At 65.6% G+C, this 13613-nt stretch carries 13 protein-coding genes; 4 read left to right on the top strand and 9 right to left on the bottom strand.

The window, feature by feature from the left end; translation table 11 throughout:
- Positions 1–38 precede the first annotated feature (38 nt).
- The 9 genes from ACXJL8_RS03240 to ACXJL8_RS03200 are packed head-to-tail and all read right to left on the bottom strand — an operon-like array spanning position 39 to position 9525.
- On the bottom strand, positions 39–1013 hold the full coding sequence (locus tag ACXJL8_RS03240) for an ABC transporter permease (RefSeq protein ID WP_456617676.1): 975 nt from the start codon (positions 1011–1013) through the stop codon (positions 39–41).
- Complete coding sequence (locus tag ACXJL8_RS03235; protein ID WP_456684626.1) at positions 1010–1960, bottom strand: ABC transporter permease; 951 nt, start codon at positions 1958–1960, stop codon at positions 1010–1012. The genes ACXJL8_RS03240 and ACXJL8_RS03235 overlap by 4 nt, the downstream gene beginning before the upstream one ends.
- A complete protein-coding gene (locus tag ACXJL8_RS03230; RefSeq protein ID WP_456617674.1) occupies positions 1953–3476 on the bottom strand; it encodes a sugar ABC transporter ATP-binding protein in 1524 nt (507 codons plus the stop codon). The genes ACXJL8_RS03235 and ACXJL8_RS03230 overlap by 8 nt, the downstream gene beginning before the upstream one ends.
- Entirely contained in the window at positions 3473–4864 is a 1392-nt protein-coding gene (locus ACXJL8_RS03225) for an FAD-linked oxidase C-terminal domain-containing protein (RefSeq protein WP_456617673.1), read from the bottom strand. Before ACXJL8_RS03225 ends, ACXJL8_RS03230 begins: the two co-directional genes overlap by 4 nt.
- A 59-nt stretch (positions 4865–4923) precedes the next feature.
- Complete coding sequence (locus ACXJL8_RS03220) at positions 4924–5808, bottom strand: intradiol ring-cleavage dioxygenase (protein WP_456617672.1); 885 nt, start codon at positions 5806–5808, stop codon at positions 4924–4926.
- A gap of 15 nt (positions 5809–5823) precedes the next feature.
- Entirely contained in the window at positions 5824–6726 is a 903-nt protein-coding gene (locus ACXJL8_RS03215) for an NAD(P)-dependent oxidoreductase (protein ID WP_456617671.1), read from the bottom strand.
- 21 nt (positions 6727–6747) lie between these two features.
- Complete coding sequence (locus ACXJL8_RS03210) at positions 6748–8121, bottom strand: amidohydrolase family protein (RefSeq protein ID WP_456617670.1); 1374 nt, start codon at positions 8119–8121, stop codon at positions 6748–6750.
- Positions 8122–8125: 4 nt separating this feature from the next.
- Positions 8126–9205 (bottom strand): maleylacetate reductase, encoded by a 1080-nt coding sequence (locus ACXJL8_RS03205; RefSeq protein WP_456617669.1) that lies wholly within the window; start codon positions 9203–9205, stop codon positions 8126–8128.
- On the bottom strand, positions 9202–9525 hold the full coding sequence (locus tag ACXJL8_RS03200; RefSeq protein WP_456617668.1) for a Dabb family protein: 324 nt from the start codon (positions 9523–9525) through the stop codon (positions 9202–9204). Before ACXJL8_RS03200 ends, ACXJL8_RS03205 begins: the two co-directional genes overlap by 4 nt.
- 106 nt (positions 9526–9631) lie before the next feature.
- On the opposite strand from ACXJL8_RS03200, the gene ACXJL8_RS03195 reads away from it, so the two are divergent.
- From ACXJL8_RS03195 to ACXJL8_RS03180, 4 genes are all read left to right on the top strand, one after another.
- On the top strand, positions 9632–10555 hold the full coding sequence (locus ACXJL8_RS03195) for a LysR family transcriptional regulator (RefSeq protein ID WP_456617667.1): 924 nt from the start codon (positions 9632–9634) through the stop codon (positions 10553–10555).
- 45 nt (positions 10556–10600) lie between these two features.
- Entirely contained in the window at positions 10601–11068 is a 468-nt protein-coding gene (locus ACXJL8_RS03190; protein ID WP_456617666.1) for a MarR family winged helix-turn-helix transcriptional regulator, read from the top strand.
- 46 nt (positions 11069–11114) lie between these two features.
- On the top strand, positions 11115–12824 hold the full coding sequence (locus ACXJL8_RS03185; protein WP_456684625.1) for an FAD-dependent oxidoreductase: 1710 nt from the start codon (positions 11115–11117) through the stop codon (positions 12822–12824).
- An 89-nt stretch (positions 12825–12913) separates the two neighbouring features.
- Positions 12914–13613, top strand: a 700-nt coding sequence (locus ACXJL8_RS03180; RefSeq protein WP_456684624.1) for an MFS transporter, incomplete at its 3' end; no start/stop codon positions are given.

Below are 13613 nucleotides of genomic sequence, written 5' to 3'. Positions count from 1 at the left end.
CATCCCTCGTTTTGCTTGTTGGATTTTTCAAGTACTCGTTACGCGCGGCGGCGCGTCTTCATGTCGAGCCAGACCGCGAGAATGACGATGATTCCGGTGACGAGCGGCTGCCAGTTGGCGCTGACCGACAAGAGGTTCATGCCGTTCAGGACCAGCGTCAGGATCAGCGCGCCGATGAAGGTGCCGAACACGGTGCCGACACCGCCGAACAGCGAGGTGCCGCCGATCAGCACGGCCGCGATCGCCGGCAGCGTCAGGCTTTCGCCGATGTCGGCCTCTGCCGAATTGAGCCGCGACAGGAAGATGATCGAGGCAAGGCCCGCCATGGTGCCGGAGACGGCGTAGACCAGCAGCAGGCGGCGCGCGACCGGGATGCCGGAGAGCCGTGCCGCGACCGGATTGGCGCCGATCGCATAGATCTCCTGGCCCCAGATCGTTCGCTGGGCAAACAGCGTCCCGATCCCAAGGAACACCAGCAGCAGGTAGACCGGGATGGGCAGTCCGAACAGATAGCCGCTGCCGATCTGGCGGAAGCCTGCCGGGAAGCCGTGCAGGGTCTCGCCCGCCATGTACCAGTAGGTGAGGCCGTTCAGCACCCAGAGCATGCCGTAGGTGGCGATGAAGGAGGGGATGCGCAGCGCGGTGACCATCACGCCGTTGAGCAGCCCGACGATGCCGCCGCAGGCGAGCCCGGTGAGGATACCAAGCGCTGGCGAGCCGGTCTTGTGGATCACGGTGCCGGCGATGCAGGCCGACAGCGCGACATTGGCGCCGACGGAGAGATCGAGGCCCGCGGTCAGGACCACGAGGGTCAAGCCCGAGGCGATGAAGAAGGTCAGGCTCGCCTGCCGGAGCACGTTGAGGATGTTGCCGAGGCTCAGGAAGGAATCGCTGAGCACGGCCAGCACCGCGCAGATCAGCAGCGCCGCGAGCAGGCGATAGAACACCTGGATCGCGTCCTGCGACAGGAAGGAGCGGGGCGGCACGATCGCCTCTTTGCTGATGTCGGTCATGCGCGGCTCCGCAGGCCGTCGAGGAACAGTGCGACGATGACGAGGACGCCGACGCTTGCGACCTGCACCGAGGAGGGCATCGAGATCAGGTTGAGCCCATTGCGCAGCACGCCGACCGCGATCACGCCGAGCAACGTGYCGAGCAGCCAGCCATTGCCGCGCTCGAAGGAGGTGCCGCCGACCGCCACCGCGGCGATGGCATCGAATTCAAGGCCGAGGCCAGCGGTCGGATGGCCGGAGTTCATCCTTGCGGTCATCAGCAGGCCGGCGATGCCGGCCATGGCACCGCCGATCGCATAAACCGCGATCAGCAGCCGGTTCGGCGAGAGGCCGGCATAACGCAGCGCCTCGCGGTTGCCGCCGAGCGCAAAGATGTAGGTGCCGAAGCGGGTGTGATAGAGCAGCGCGTGGAACGCTGCGTAAGTCACCAGCGCCATCACGATCGGGACCGGCACACCCAGAAGCGTCGCCGAATAGATGTCGCGCACGCTGTGGGGAATGCCGACCACGCTCTGGCCGTCACTCACGATCAGCGACAGGCCTTGCGCCATGCCGAGCGTGCCGAGCGTCGCGACGAAGGGCGGAATGCCGACAATCGCGACCAGCCAGCCGTTGACGGTGCCGAAGGCGGCCCCGACCAGCAGGCCGGCGCCCAGGCCCAGCAGCATCGACTTGGTCGCGAGCGACACGATGGCGACGCAGAGCGAGGTCAGCGTCAGCACCGCGCCCATCGACAGGTCCAGCCCCTCGGTCATGATGATCAGGGTCATCGGCAATGCGAGCATGGTCAGGATCGTCGACTGCACCAGCACGTTGGAGAGGTTGGCGACCGACAGGAATCCGGGCGCGATTGCGCCGAACAGCGCGATCAGGAGCACCAGCACGATGGCAACGCCGGGAATGCGTTGCAGCGGATTGGGCTGTGAAACGACCGCGGCCTCACGCATGATGCATCCCCAGTCGCACGATGTTCTCCTCGGTCAATTCGTTGCGGGTCAGATGGCCGGCAATGCGGCCCTCGCGCATCACATAGGCGCGGTCGCAGACATGGCAGATCTCGACCTGCTCGGACGAGATCATCAGGGCGGCTGCGCCTTCCGCGACCAGCCGGTCGATCAGTGCAAAAATCTCGGACTTGGCGCCGATGTCGATGCCCCGCGTCGGCTCGTCGAAGATGAAAAGCTTCGAGCCGGCCGCCAGCCACTTGCCGATCACGACCTTCTGCTGGTTACCACCGGAGAGCAGTCCGACGGTCTGCCGCGCGCTCGGCGTGGCGATCCTGAGCTGCCGGATCAGGCCGTCCGACGTGCGCTGTGCGCTACGCCGGTCGAACAGGCCGCTCGGAAACAGTTTTCGCAGCGCCGACACCACCAGATTGTCGCTCACCGACCGCAACAGGGCGAGGCCCTCGCTCTTGCGGCTCTCCGGGACCAGCGCGATGCCGCGGCGTGCGGCGAGGTCGGGCTCGCCGGAAATGGCCTTGCCGTCAAAGATGATCTCGCCGGAATTGACGGGATCGGCGCCGAAAATGGCCCGCGCAACCTCGCTGCGACCCGAGCCGACCAGGCCGCACAGGCCGACAATCTCGCCCCGGCGCACCTCGATGTTGATGTCGGAGATACCGGTCGACGAGGAGAGGCCCTTGACCTCGAGCAGCAATTCGCCGGGCTTGTCGGCAAAATTGCGCGGATAGGTCATGTCCACGGTGCGGCCGACCATCATGCGGACGAGCTGGTCCGGCGTGACGTCGGCGGGGCGGACGCCGTCGATGCGGCGGCCGTCGCGCAGCACCGTGATGCGGTCGCCGAGCGCGAACACCTCGGCCATGCGATGCGAGATATAGACGATCGACACGCCGTCGGCTTTGAGCCGCGCGATCAGCGCGAACAGGAGCTCGGTCTCGCGGTCGGATAGCGCCGCCGTCGGCTCGTCCATGACCAGGATGCGCGCATTCTGGCTGATCGCTTTCGCGATCTCGACCATCTGCTGCTGCGCTACGCCGAGCTTGTCGACGGTGGTGGAGGGATCGATCTCGAAGCCGATCATATCGAGCACGCGCTTGGCGTCGGCCAGAATCTTGCGGCGGTCGATCGTGCTGGGGATGCGGCCCATTGGCTCGCGGCCGAGGAAGATGTTCTGCGCGATGTCGAGATAGGGGACGAGCGAGAATTCCTGGAAGATCACGGCGATGCCGAGCTTCTGTGCATCGGCCGTCGAGTTGATCGCGACCTTCTCGCCCTTGTGGTAGAACTCGCCGGCGTCGGCGCTGTAGGCGCCGCACAGCACCTTCATCAGGCTCGACTTGCCGGCGCCGTTCTCCCCTAACAGCATGTGGACTTCGCCGGGGAAGACGGCAAAGGACACGTCGTCCAGCGCCTTGACGCCGGGAAACTCCTTGCTGATGCCGCGCAGCTCGAGCAGTGGCGTGGGCGAGGGCGCAGTGGCCAGTGCCGCGGTGCTCATGCGTGTGCTCCCGCAAAAATCTTGCCGGGATTCATCAATCCATTGGGATCGAGGGCCGTCTTGATCGACCGCATCACGTCCACGGCCTCGCCGAGCTCGTCGGCGAGATAGTCGATCTTGCCGAGCCCGATACCGTGCTCGCCGGTGCAGGTGCCGTCCATGGCGATGGCGCGCGCGACCATGCGCGCCTGAAGCGCCTTGGCGCCTTCGCTCTCCTCCGGCTTTGCCGGATCGATCAGGATCAGCATGTGGAAATTACCGTCGCCGACATGGCCGACGATCGGAGCGGTGAAACCGTGCTCGTCCGCGTCCCGCCGCGTCTCGGTCAGGCATTCCGCGAGCCTTGAGATCGGCACGCAAACATCGGTGATCACGGCGCGCGCGCCGGGCCGCAAGCCCAGGCCGGCATAGAGCGTGTTGTCGCGGGCGTGCCAGAGCCGGCTGCGGTCTTCCTGTGCCTTGGCCCAGGCAAAGCCATGGCCGCGATGGTCGGCGGCGATCGCCTCTGCGGCCTCTGCCTGCTCGGCAACGGAGGTCTCGGAGCCATGGAATTCGAAGAACAGGGTCGGGGCTTCGCGATAGCCGAGCTTTGCGTAGGCATTGATGCCGCGCATCATGACGTCGTCGAGCAGTTCGATGCGCGCCACGGGGATCGCGGACTGGATCACGGAGATCGCGGTGTCGACGGCATCATGCAGGGTGTCGAAGCTGCAAACCGCGGCCGAGATCGCCTGCGGCACGGGATGCAGCTTCAGCGTGATCTCGGTGATGAGCCCGAGGGTGCCTTCCGCGCCGACGAACAACCGCGTCAGGTCGTAGCCGGCCGCTGATTTGCGTGCCCGTTGCGAGGTGCGAATCACGCGCCCGTCGGCCAGCACCACTTCCAGCGCCATGACGTTGTCCTTCATGGTGCCGTAGCGCACCGCCATGGTGCCGGAGGCGCGGGTGGACGTCATGCCGCCGATCGAGGCATCGGCGCCGGGGTCGATCGGGAAGAACAGGCCGGTGCCACGCAGCTCGGCATTGAGCTGCTTTCGGGTGATGCCGGGCTGCACGACGACATCCATGTCGCTCTCGTGCACCGCCAGCACCTTGTTCATGCGCGCGAAATCGAAGCAGACGCCGCCGGCGACGGAGGCCGCATTGCCCTCAAGCGAGGTGCCGGCGCCGAACGGCACGATCGGCATATTCGCGCCGGCGCAGAGCTTGACGATCGCGGCCACCTCCATCGTGGTCTCGGGGAAGACGACGATGTCCGGCGGCAGGTTGCGGTAGTGGGATTCGCTCTGGCCATGCTGATCGAGCACGGCCCGCGCCACGCTGGCACGCGGGCCGATCATGCCCGACAGGCGATCGGCCAATGCGGCTATGCTGACCCGCGGTCCCATCATCTCTCCCCGTTCGTATCCTCTCGCGGACTCTTGCCGGCCCGTTCGGTTTGTCCGGCTTAGGCCGCCTGCGCGCTGCTCGCAACCTGCTTCAGACCGAAATCATAGTTGAGGTGGAAATACGCCGCGTCCACCATGCGACCATCCGGCGCACGGCCGGGCGGGCACTGCACAAACTCGCGGATCAGGCTGTCCTTGACGCCGAACACCACGTCGCTGTCGAGATACTGGTCGCCGGCGACGAACACATGGGTCACGAGCTGCTCGAAGCCCGGCGCTGAGATCATGAAATGCACGTGCGCCGGCCGCCAGGGATGACGGCCCTGCACCTCCAGCATCTCGCCGACCGGACCGTCATGCGGGATCGGATAGGCGGCAGGCTTGATCGACCAGAAATGGAAGCGGCCGTTCTGGTCGGTGTGGAAGCGCGCGCGCATCGCGAGATCGCCGATCTTGTCGAGCTGCTGCACGTCGTAATAGCCGTCATCGTCGGAATGCCAGACGTCCACGACGGCGCCCGCAAGCGGCCGTCCGTCGACGATCGAGACCGAGCCGGTGACCAGCATCGGATCACCCTCCATGGGACCGGAGATGTCAGCGCCGTTCTGCTTCTCGGGCGAGGCCTGGACGAAGAACGGGCCGAGCACCGTGGTCTCGGTCGCGCCTTCCGGCACCGGGTGGTTGATTGCATCAACCAGCATGGAGACGCCGAGCGTGTCCGACAGCAGGATGAATTCCTGGCGCTTGTCGTCGCACATGTGACCGGTGCGGGTCAGGAAGTCGATGCCGTATTCCCATTCCTTCTGGGTCGGGCGGACCTCGCGGACGAAAGCATGAAGGTGCCGGACCAACGCTTCGCTGACCTGCTTGATCCGGGGATCAGTCGCGCCTTCGATCCGCTCGAGCACTGCGTCGGTGATCGTGTTCTCGTTGAAATTGCGCATATGTGCCTCCGTTGATCACAGTTTGGGCTCGCCGAGGCCGGACAGCCGCTCGAGATGTTTGACGGTCGCGATGAAGTCGGTGTCGCCATCGCCCTGCGCGACCAGCGATCCGTAGGTCTCTCGTACCTGCGCGGCGAGCTGCAAGGGTACGCCTACGGCTTGGCCGGCACCGAGGATGAGATCGAGGTCCTTGGCCATCTGCTTGCAGGAGAAAGTAGACTCGAAATCACGATTGCGCAGCGGCGCGGTCTTGTACTTCACCATCGGCGAAGCCACCGCGCTGTCGTCGAGCACCTTCAGAATATCCTGCCAGGCAATCCCACCCTTGCGCGCCAGCGCCAGGCTTTCCGCCATCATCGCGGCCGACACCGCGATCATCAGATTGACCGCGAGCTTGGCATAGCGCGCTTCCTCGCCCGGTCCGAGATAGGTCTGGGCGCGGGTGAAGGTTGTGAACAGCGGTTTTGCGTTTTCGAAGGCGTCCTTCGGCCCCGAGACGAAGCAGCTCAGCGCGCCGGTATGGACGATGCTGGCATTGCCGGACACCGGCGAACGAAGATAGGCAATGCCGCGGGCCTGCGCGGCGGCGTCGACTTCGGCGGAAGCCTCGACGCTCACGGTGCTGGTCTCGATCAGAACGGCGCCAGGGGCCATGGCGGCGATGAGGCCGCTGGGGCCGAGCGTCACGGCGCGCAAGACCGTATCATCGGGCAGGGACGTAACGACTGCGGCCCGTCCGATGACGGCTTCGGCCTGCGAAGCGGCGATACCGATGCCTTGCGAGCGCGCCTCGTTCAGCCGGGCGGCACTTTGGTCGAAGGCGGTCACGGCGTAACCGGCCTTGGCGACGAGCACCGACATCGGCAGGCCCATCTTGCCGATCCCGATGAAAGCGATGTTCTTCGAAGCGTCTGTCATTGCTCTCGTCCGTTGGCGCCTTCAGGCGGCGCGTCCCTGTCGTTCGATGTCCTGCACCAGTCGCCGGCCGGATTGCCCGAGCAGCTCTTTCTTGCTCTCGAGCCCTTCGGCCTGCAGCCGGCCGTTCCGTTTCTTCCAGGCGCCGCCGATCATGACCGCCTCGATATTGGCGAGGCTCGTCTGCATCACGACGGTCGCGACGGGGTCGTGCACGGGAAAGAGGTTGAGATCGGATGCGTTGATGATGACGAGGTCGGCGAGCTTGCCCGGCGTCAGCGAGCCGATCTGGCTCTCGCGGCCGAGCATGCGGGCGCCTTCCGTCGTGATCCAGCGCAGCGCCTCGCGCACGGGGATGGTGGTGGTCGCTGGAATGGTGCCGCTGTCCCGGCGCGATTCCGCATTGTCGAGCGCCCGCTGCATCGACAGCGCGACGCGAGCGGCGGAGAAGAGATCGCCGGCCAGCACGGATTCCAGATCGATGCCGATGGTGGGACGCACGCCGCGCTTGAGTAGCCGTCCGGTGATCGGAAAGCCGTGCCCCTGGATCATCTCGTTTTCGGGCGTCACCGAGAACGACACGCCGAGGTCGACCAAGCGGTCGAGGAGGTCGTCGGGCAGATCGTTGCCGTGGACGATGTTGACGCCGGCACCGACGAGGCCGGCCGCGATCAGCTTCTCCCAGCCGCCCGGCGTCTTGGCCGGGCCGCCGCCCTGGTGCATCGAGGCGATCAGCTTGAGCTCCCGCGCCATGCGGAAGTCGTGCATCGCGACGTCGAGCGTCGAATAATGCGGACCGAGAATCGCAAGCCCGAGCGTGACGAGGCCATCGCGGTCGGCGAGGGGGCCGGCCAGCAGCCGCTCGACCTCGCGGCGCGGATGCGGCACTTCCGAGAAGTGCGGCTCGCCCGGCTTCGGCTCGGGTTTGGGCGAGCCGTGAAAGAAGGCGGCGCGGATGCCGCTCTCGATCAGGCCGCGCACGGCGGCGTCGGTATGGGCGGGGGTTGGATTGTTGTGGCACCAGTCGACCAGTGTCGTGGTGCCGCAATTGATCTGGTTCAGCGCGCCGACCAGCGTCGCGATATGGATGTCCTCGGGACGGAACACTGTTGCCAGCCCGGCATGCATGCGGCGGAAATATTCGAGCAGTGTCCAGTTCGCGGCGTAGCCACGCAACGCCGTCTGCCAGGTGTGCATATGCGCGTTGATCAGGCCGGGGATGACGATGCGGCCTGTGCCGTCCACGATCTCCGTTTCGGCCGTGCCACTACCGAGGTCGATGTCGGGGCGCACGTCGACGATGCGATTGCCCTCGACCAGCACGTCGCCGGTGCGAAGATCGCCGATCGCATCATCCATGCTGATGACGGCCGCGGATTTGATCAGCGTGCGCCGCATCGCTCTAAACCGCCGCTTTGATTGCGCCTGGCTGCTCGCCGGCCCAGGCGCTCGCGATCAGGTCGCGGATGGCGCCCCGCTCGAGCGGGCGCGGATTCCAGTAGGCATTGGTGACGGCGAGATCGGCCGCCTTGTCGATGCCGCTCTCGGGCATGCCGACGTCGCGCAGCGCAAGCTTTGCATTCAGCCGTTTTGCGAGGTCGTAAAGTCCCTGCGACGCATCGGCGGCGCCGATCGCGCGCGAGATGCGCGCCATCGCATCGGGCACGGCCGGTGCGTTGTAGGCCAGCGCATGCGGCAGCACGATGGTATGGGTCTCGGCGTGCGGCAGATCGAAGGTGCCGCCGAGCGTGTGGCAGAGCTTGTGATGCAGCGCCATGCCGACGGTGCCGAGGCAGACGCCGCACAGCCAGGCACCATAGAGCGCCTCGGTGCGGGCCTCGCGGTCGTTGCTTTTGGCGGCAATGGCGGGCAGGGCACGCGCGAGTGCGCGAATGCCTTCTTCCGCCATCAGCGAGGTGACGGGATTGGTGTCGCGCGCGTAAAGCGCCTCCACGGCATGCGCGATCGCATTGATGCCGGATGTCGCGGCCAGGCTCGGCGGCAGCGTCAGGGTGAGATCGACATCGTAGATCACGGTCTCGGGCAGCACGGCCGGGTCGCGCACCGTGGTCTTGAGGCCGTTCTCGGTCTGGCCGACGATCGGCGTCATCTCGGAGCCGGCATAGGTGGTGGGAATGCAAAGCTGGTTGACGCCGGTGCGCAAGGCCAGCGCCTTGCCGAGCCCCGTCGTCGAGCCGCCGCCGAGCGAAACCACGCAGTCGGCATCGCACGCCTTCATCGCCGCGAGGGCCCGCTCCGTGACGTCAACCGGGGTGTGCATGGTGGCGCCCGGGAAAAGCCCGGCATAGAGCGGGCCGAGCGCTGCACCCAGGCTTTTGCCCTGCGCTTCCTGCTGCGGCGTCGTCAGCACCAGCGCGCGCTTGCCGCCGAGCCGCTCGACCTCGGCTTTGGCCGCGGCCAAGGTTCCGCTGCCGAACACGACGCGGCAGGGCAGGTTTTCAAAGGTGAACGAACCGATCATGTGCCGGTCTCTTTGATGGGATAATCGACCTGGAAGCGCCCGATCCGCAAGTCGCCCAGCGCCTCGCGCACCCGCAGGTGTTCGGGGTGGGTGGCATAGGCGGCAAGCGCCGCGTGATCGGTGAACTCGGAGAACAGGACGACGTCGCAGGCGTAATCGACATCGCTGACGTCGAGGCCGACTTCGATATGGGTGAGGCCTTCGATCCGGCCGCGCAGGCCTTCGAACAGGGTCTTGACCTTGACCCGGGCAGCGGAGCGCTCCTCAGGCGTCTCCCCGCGCAGCCGCCACATCACGATGTGCCTGATCGGGCCCGACATTTCCCTATTCCTCGCCTGCATCTTGCTTGTCTTCAGGCCACTTTGCCTTGCGGGATATGGAAATAAAGGCCAATAATTGTAAGTCTCTTTTTCTAAAAGTGAAAAAATGGACCGCTTGCTGCAATTGGAGGTGTTCTCCAAGACCGCCGAGCTCGGCAGCCTGTCCAAAGCCGCCGAGGCATTGCGCATGTCGAATGCCGCCGCCAGCCGCTACCTCAGTGCGCTGGAGGAGCGCCTCGCCGTTCGGCTGATCGAGCGCAATACGCGCCGGTTGTGGTTGACGGAGGCAGGGCAGGAGCTGCTGGAGCGTTGCAACCCGGTGCTGAATGAATTGGCGGAAGCCGAGGACATCGTCAGCGATCGCGCCCTGTCGCCTCAGGGCACGCTGCGCGTCACGAGCTCGCTGTCCTTTGCGGTGATCTATCTGGCGCCGATGCTGCCGGCCTTCCGCGCGCGTTATCCGAAGCTCAACATGCAGATCACCACCGCCAACCGCTACCCCGACTTCATCGAGGCGGGTATCGACGTGGCGATCCGGACGCGCGAGCAAGAGCCGGATTCCAACATCATCGTACGCCGCATCGGCCAGATGCGCCGCGTGCTCGCGGCCGCGCCGTCATATCTCGCGAGCCATGGCGAACCGGAGCAGCCCGCCGATCTCGCGCGTCACAATATGCTGGTCTACAATCTTGCGAACGACCCGTATTCCCTGCGTCTGCGCAAGAGCAGCGGTGCGCAGACCATCCGTATCACGCCGACGCTCGACAGCAATGACGGCCAGGTCATCCGCGGCGCGGCGCTGGCGGGTCTCGGCATCCTCATCCAGCCGCTCTACATCGTCCAGAGCGACATCGCCGCGGGCCGCCTCGTCCCGATCCTGATGGATTGGGAGCTGCCTCTGCTCACCATGAACGTCGCCTATCAGAATCGTGCGGGACTGCCGGCCAAGATCAGGGTTTTCTCCGACTTCCTGGTGACCTACATCCGCGAGCATTCAGAGCCGGGGATCTGGATAGACGCCACGAAATAAGTCACAAACACTCTGGAATACCGACTGCTTCGAGAAGGCATATCATTGAAAGCCAGGACATCCGGGACCGCGTGGCGGCATGCCAACATTGGCCGCCTGCTCAACAACGCAGTGCGGCGCTTCGAGGCCCGTGTGCTCGAATTGATGAGCGACAGGGGGCATGACGAAACGCGCATCGCGCATGTCGGCCTGACCCGCAATCTCGACGTGGAGGGGACGAGACTTACCGAGCTCGCCCGCCGCGCCTCGATGAGCAAGCAGGCCATGGGCGAACTGGTCGATCAATGCGCCGAGCTCGGACTGGTGGATCGCGTTGCAGATCCGACTGACCGGCGTGCCCGCATCGTCATGTTCACACCGGCCGGGCTCAAATGGCTCGACGCATTTCGTGATGCGGTCGATATCGCCGAACGGGAGATGCGCGCCGAGCTCGGCAAGGCGACGATGGATGCGATCCTGAAGGGATTGGCACTCTATGGCGAGAGGTTCGACACGCTCGACGACGCCAAGTAGTCAGGCTACTTGACGATATCGTCAGGCTACCTTACCATGCAGGATAATGCTGGTAGGGAGAAGCGTCTTGGAGACAAATCTGAGTGCCTCGGTGCTCATCGTGGGCGGCGGGCCATGCGGTCTGATGCTGGCCAACGAGCTCGGCCGCCGCGGTGTTTCCGCGATCCTGATCGACGAAAAGCCCGGAACGGCGTTCAATCCGCAGGCCAATGCGACCCAGGCCCGCTCGATGGAGCACTATCGGCGCTTGGGTTTCGCCGACGAGATCAGACGGGAAGGTCTGCCCGCCGATTATCCGACCGACGTCGCCTACTTCACGCGCTACACCGGTTATGAACTGGCGCGATTTGCGTTGCCATCATCGTCGCGTGCGAGCGAGCTCATCAAGGGGATGTCGGGCTCCTGGAGCGCCGCGGAGCTGCCGCATCGCGTCTCGCAGAAATATGTCGAGGCCGTGCTTCGCCGCCACGCCGAGCGGCTCCCCGGAATCCGGCTCGACTATGGTCATCGGCTGATCGACTACGCCGAAAGTGACGAGGGCATTGTCGGCGAAGTCGAGTGCCTCGACGACGGTCGCCGCTTTGAGGTCCGATCCGACTTCCTGGTCGGCGCCGACGGGCCGCGCTCGATGGTCCGGCAGTCGCTCGGAATCGCCTATGGCGGCGAGACCGGGACCCAGCGCGATTTCATGGGCGGTCGCATGCTGGCCGTCTATCTCCGCTCACCTGATTTCTACGCCGGCATTCCGCACGCCAGGGCGTGGATGTACAACTGCTTCAACGGCGATCGCCGCGCCTTCATGGCCTCCGTGAACGGACGCGACGAGTTCGCGTTTCACACGCAGCTCCGGCCGGGCGAAGACGAGAGTGCGATCAGGGTCAACGAGGCCAAGGCGGCGTTCCAGCGCGCATGCGGCGCGCCGATCGCATGCGAGGTGCTGTCCTTCCTGACCTGGACCGCCGGCCACGCGCTGGTCGCGAATGCGATGCAGCGGGGCAGGGTGTTCCTTGGTGGCGATGCGGCGCACCTGTTCACGCCGACGGGCGGCCTCGGCTACAACACCGCCATCGAGGATGCGGTCAATCTCGGCTGGAAGCTCGCGAGTGTCGTCAAGGGCGTGAGCCCGGCGGCGCTGCTCGACAGCTACGAGATCGAGCGGCGTCCGGTTGCGCTCCGCAACACCGCCTACGCGCGCGGCTTCGCCGATTCCCTCGGCCTGTTCGCGCCGGCGCCGGAGATCGAAGACGCCACGGAGGCCGGCAGCGAGGCCAGGCGGACGGCAGGCAGCTATCTCGAGCAGCATGCCCGTGCCGAATTCAACATTCCCGGCGTCACCTTCGGCGGACGTTACGACGGCTCGCCGCTGATCGTCTCCGACGGCAGCCAGCCGCCGCCTGACGCCGCAAATGCCTATGTCCCAAGCGCCTGTCCCGGGGGCCGCGCACCGCATGCGTGGCTGGAGGATGGCGTCTCCTTGTACGACCTGTTCGGACTCGAATGGACGCTGCTCCAGTTCGGAGAGGTCGTGTCCGCTTCCGGTGCGCTCGGCGAGGCGCTACGCGGGCTTGGGGCCGATGTGAAGCTCGTCACGCTGCCGAGATCCTTGCGCGATCTCTACGAGGCCGACCTCGCCCTGATACGTCCCGACCAGATTGTGGCCTGGCGCGGCAGCGCGTCACAGGCCGGAACGATCGGGCACATCCTTGCCCGCGCGCTCGGGCACGGTGAGAGCGACGGCGCGCGTCTGGCAAGCTGATCTGTTTCCGCGGCCACATCCAACCTGTGGCCGCAAGGCAATAACAACAAGCGCAATAACAACAAGCAATGACAACGGAGGAGGAAAACGTGACGACAGGAGCATTCGAAGACTACGACGAACATGCCGCCACCGCTGCCGCGCAGACGGCGAGCAGCCGCCGGCGCATTCTGATCGCCGGCACCATCGGCACCGCGATCGAATGGTACGATTTCTTCATCTACGGCCTGATCGCGCCGCTGGTCTTCGACCAGCTCTTCTTTCCGAAATTCGATCAGCTCACGGCGACCATCGCTGTCTTCGCGACGTTTTCCGTCGGATTTCTGGCACGACCGCTCGGCGGGCTCGTGTTCGGTCATTTCGGCGATCGCCTGGGCCGCAAGTCCGTCCTGTTGTGCACCTTGCTCATCATGGGACTTGCGACCATGTCGATCGGATTGCTGCCGACCTACGGCAGCGTAGGCGCGATCGCGACCGTCGCGCTCGTCGTGCTGCGCTTCCTGCAGGGCTTCGCGCTCGGCGGCGAGTCGACCGCGGCAATCCTCATGGCGATCGAAACGGCGCCCGGCAACCGGCGCGGCTTCTCCGCGGCGGTGATCCAGGCGGCAGGGCCCGTCGGCGTCGTGCTGGCGTCGTTGGCTGCGCTGACGATTTCGCGGTTGCCGGAGGCCGACCTGCTGTCCTGGGGGTGGCGCGTCCCGTTCCTGATCAGCGCGGTCCTCGTTGCGCTTGGCATCTATATGCGCTGGCGCATCGAGGAGAGCCCGACGTTTCGCAAGGTGGGGGAGG

Source organism: Bradyrhizobium sp. P5_C11_2 (assembly GCF_054049755.1).
The sequence above is the reverse complement of the archived record's forward strand: the minus strand, read 5'-3'. Positions and strand labels throughout refer to the sequence as shown.

Bases quoted from the DNA above. Each gene is read 5' to 3' on its own strand.
- ACXJL8_RS03240 (WP_456617676.1), bottom strand. From the start codon at position 1,013: ATGACCGACATCAGCAAAGAGGCGATCGTGCCGCCCCGCTCCTTCCTG.
- ACXJL8_RS03225 (WP_456617673.1), bottom strand. From the start codon at position 4,864: ATGGGACCGCGGGTCAGCATAGCCGCATTGGCCGATCGCCTGTCGGGC.
- ACXJL8_RS03210 (WP_456617670.1), bottom strand. From the start codon at position 8,121: ATGCGGCGCACGCTGATCAAATCCGCGGCCGTCATCAGCATGGATGAT.
- ACXJL8_RS03185 (WP_456684625.1), top strand. From the start codon at position 11,115: ATGCTGGTAGGGAGAAGCGTCTTGGAGACAAATCTGAGTGCCTCGGTG.
- ACXJL8_RS03205 (WP_456617669.1), bottom strand. From the start codon at position 9,205: ATGATCGGTTCGTTCACCTTTGAAAACCTGCCCTGCCGCGTCGTGTTC.
- ACXJL8_RS03200 (WP_456617668.1), bottom strand. From the start codon at position 9,525: ATGTCGGGCCCGATCAGGCACATCGTGATGTGGCGGCTGCGCGGGGAG.
- ACXJL8_RS03230 (WP_456617674.1), bottom strand. From the start codon at position 3,476: ATGAGCACCGCGGCACTGGCCACTGCGCCCTCGCCCACGCCACTGCTC.
- ACXJL8_RS03220 (WP_456617672.1), bottom strand. From the start codon at position 5,808: ATGCGCAATTTCAACGAGAACACGATCACCGACGCAGTGCTCGAGCGG.
- ACXJL8_RS03195 (WP_456617667.1), top strand. From the start codon at position 9,632: ATGGACCGCTTGCTGCAATTGGAGGTGTTCTCCAAGACCGCCGAGCTC.
- ACXJL8_RS03215 (WP_456617671.1), bottom strand. From the start codon at position 6,726: ATGACAGACGCTTCGAAGAACATCGCTTTCATCGGGATCGGCAAGATG.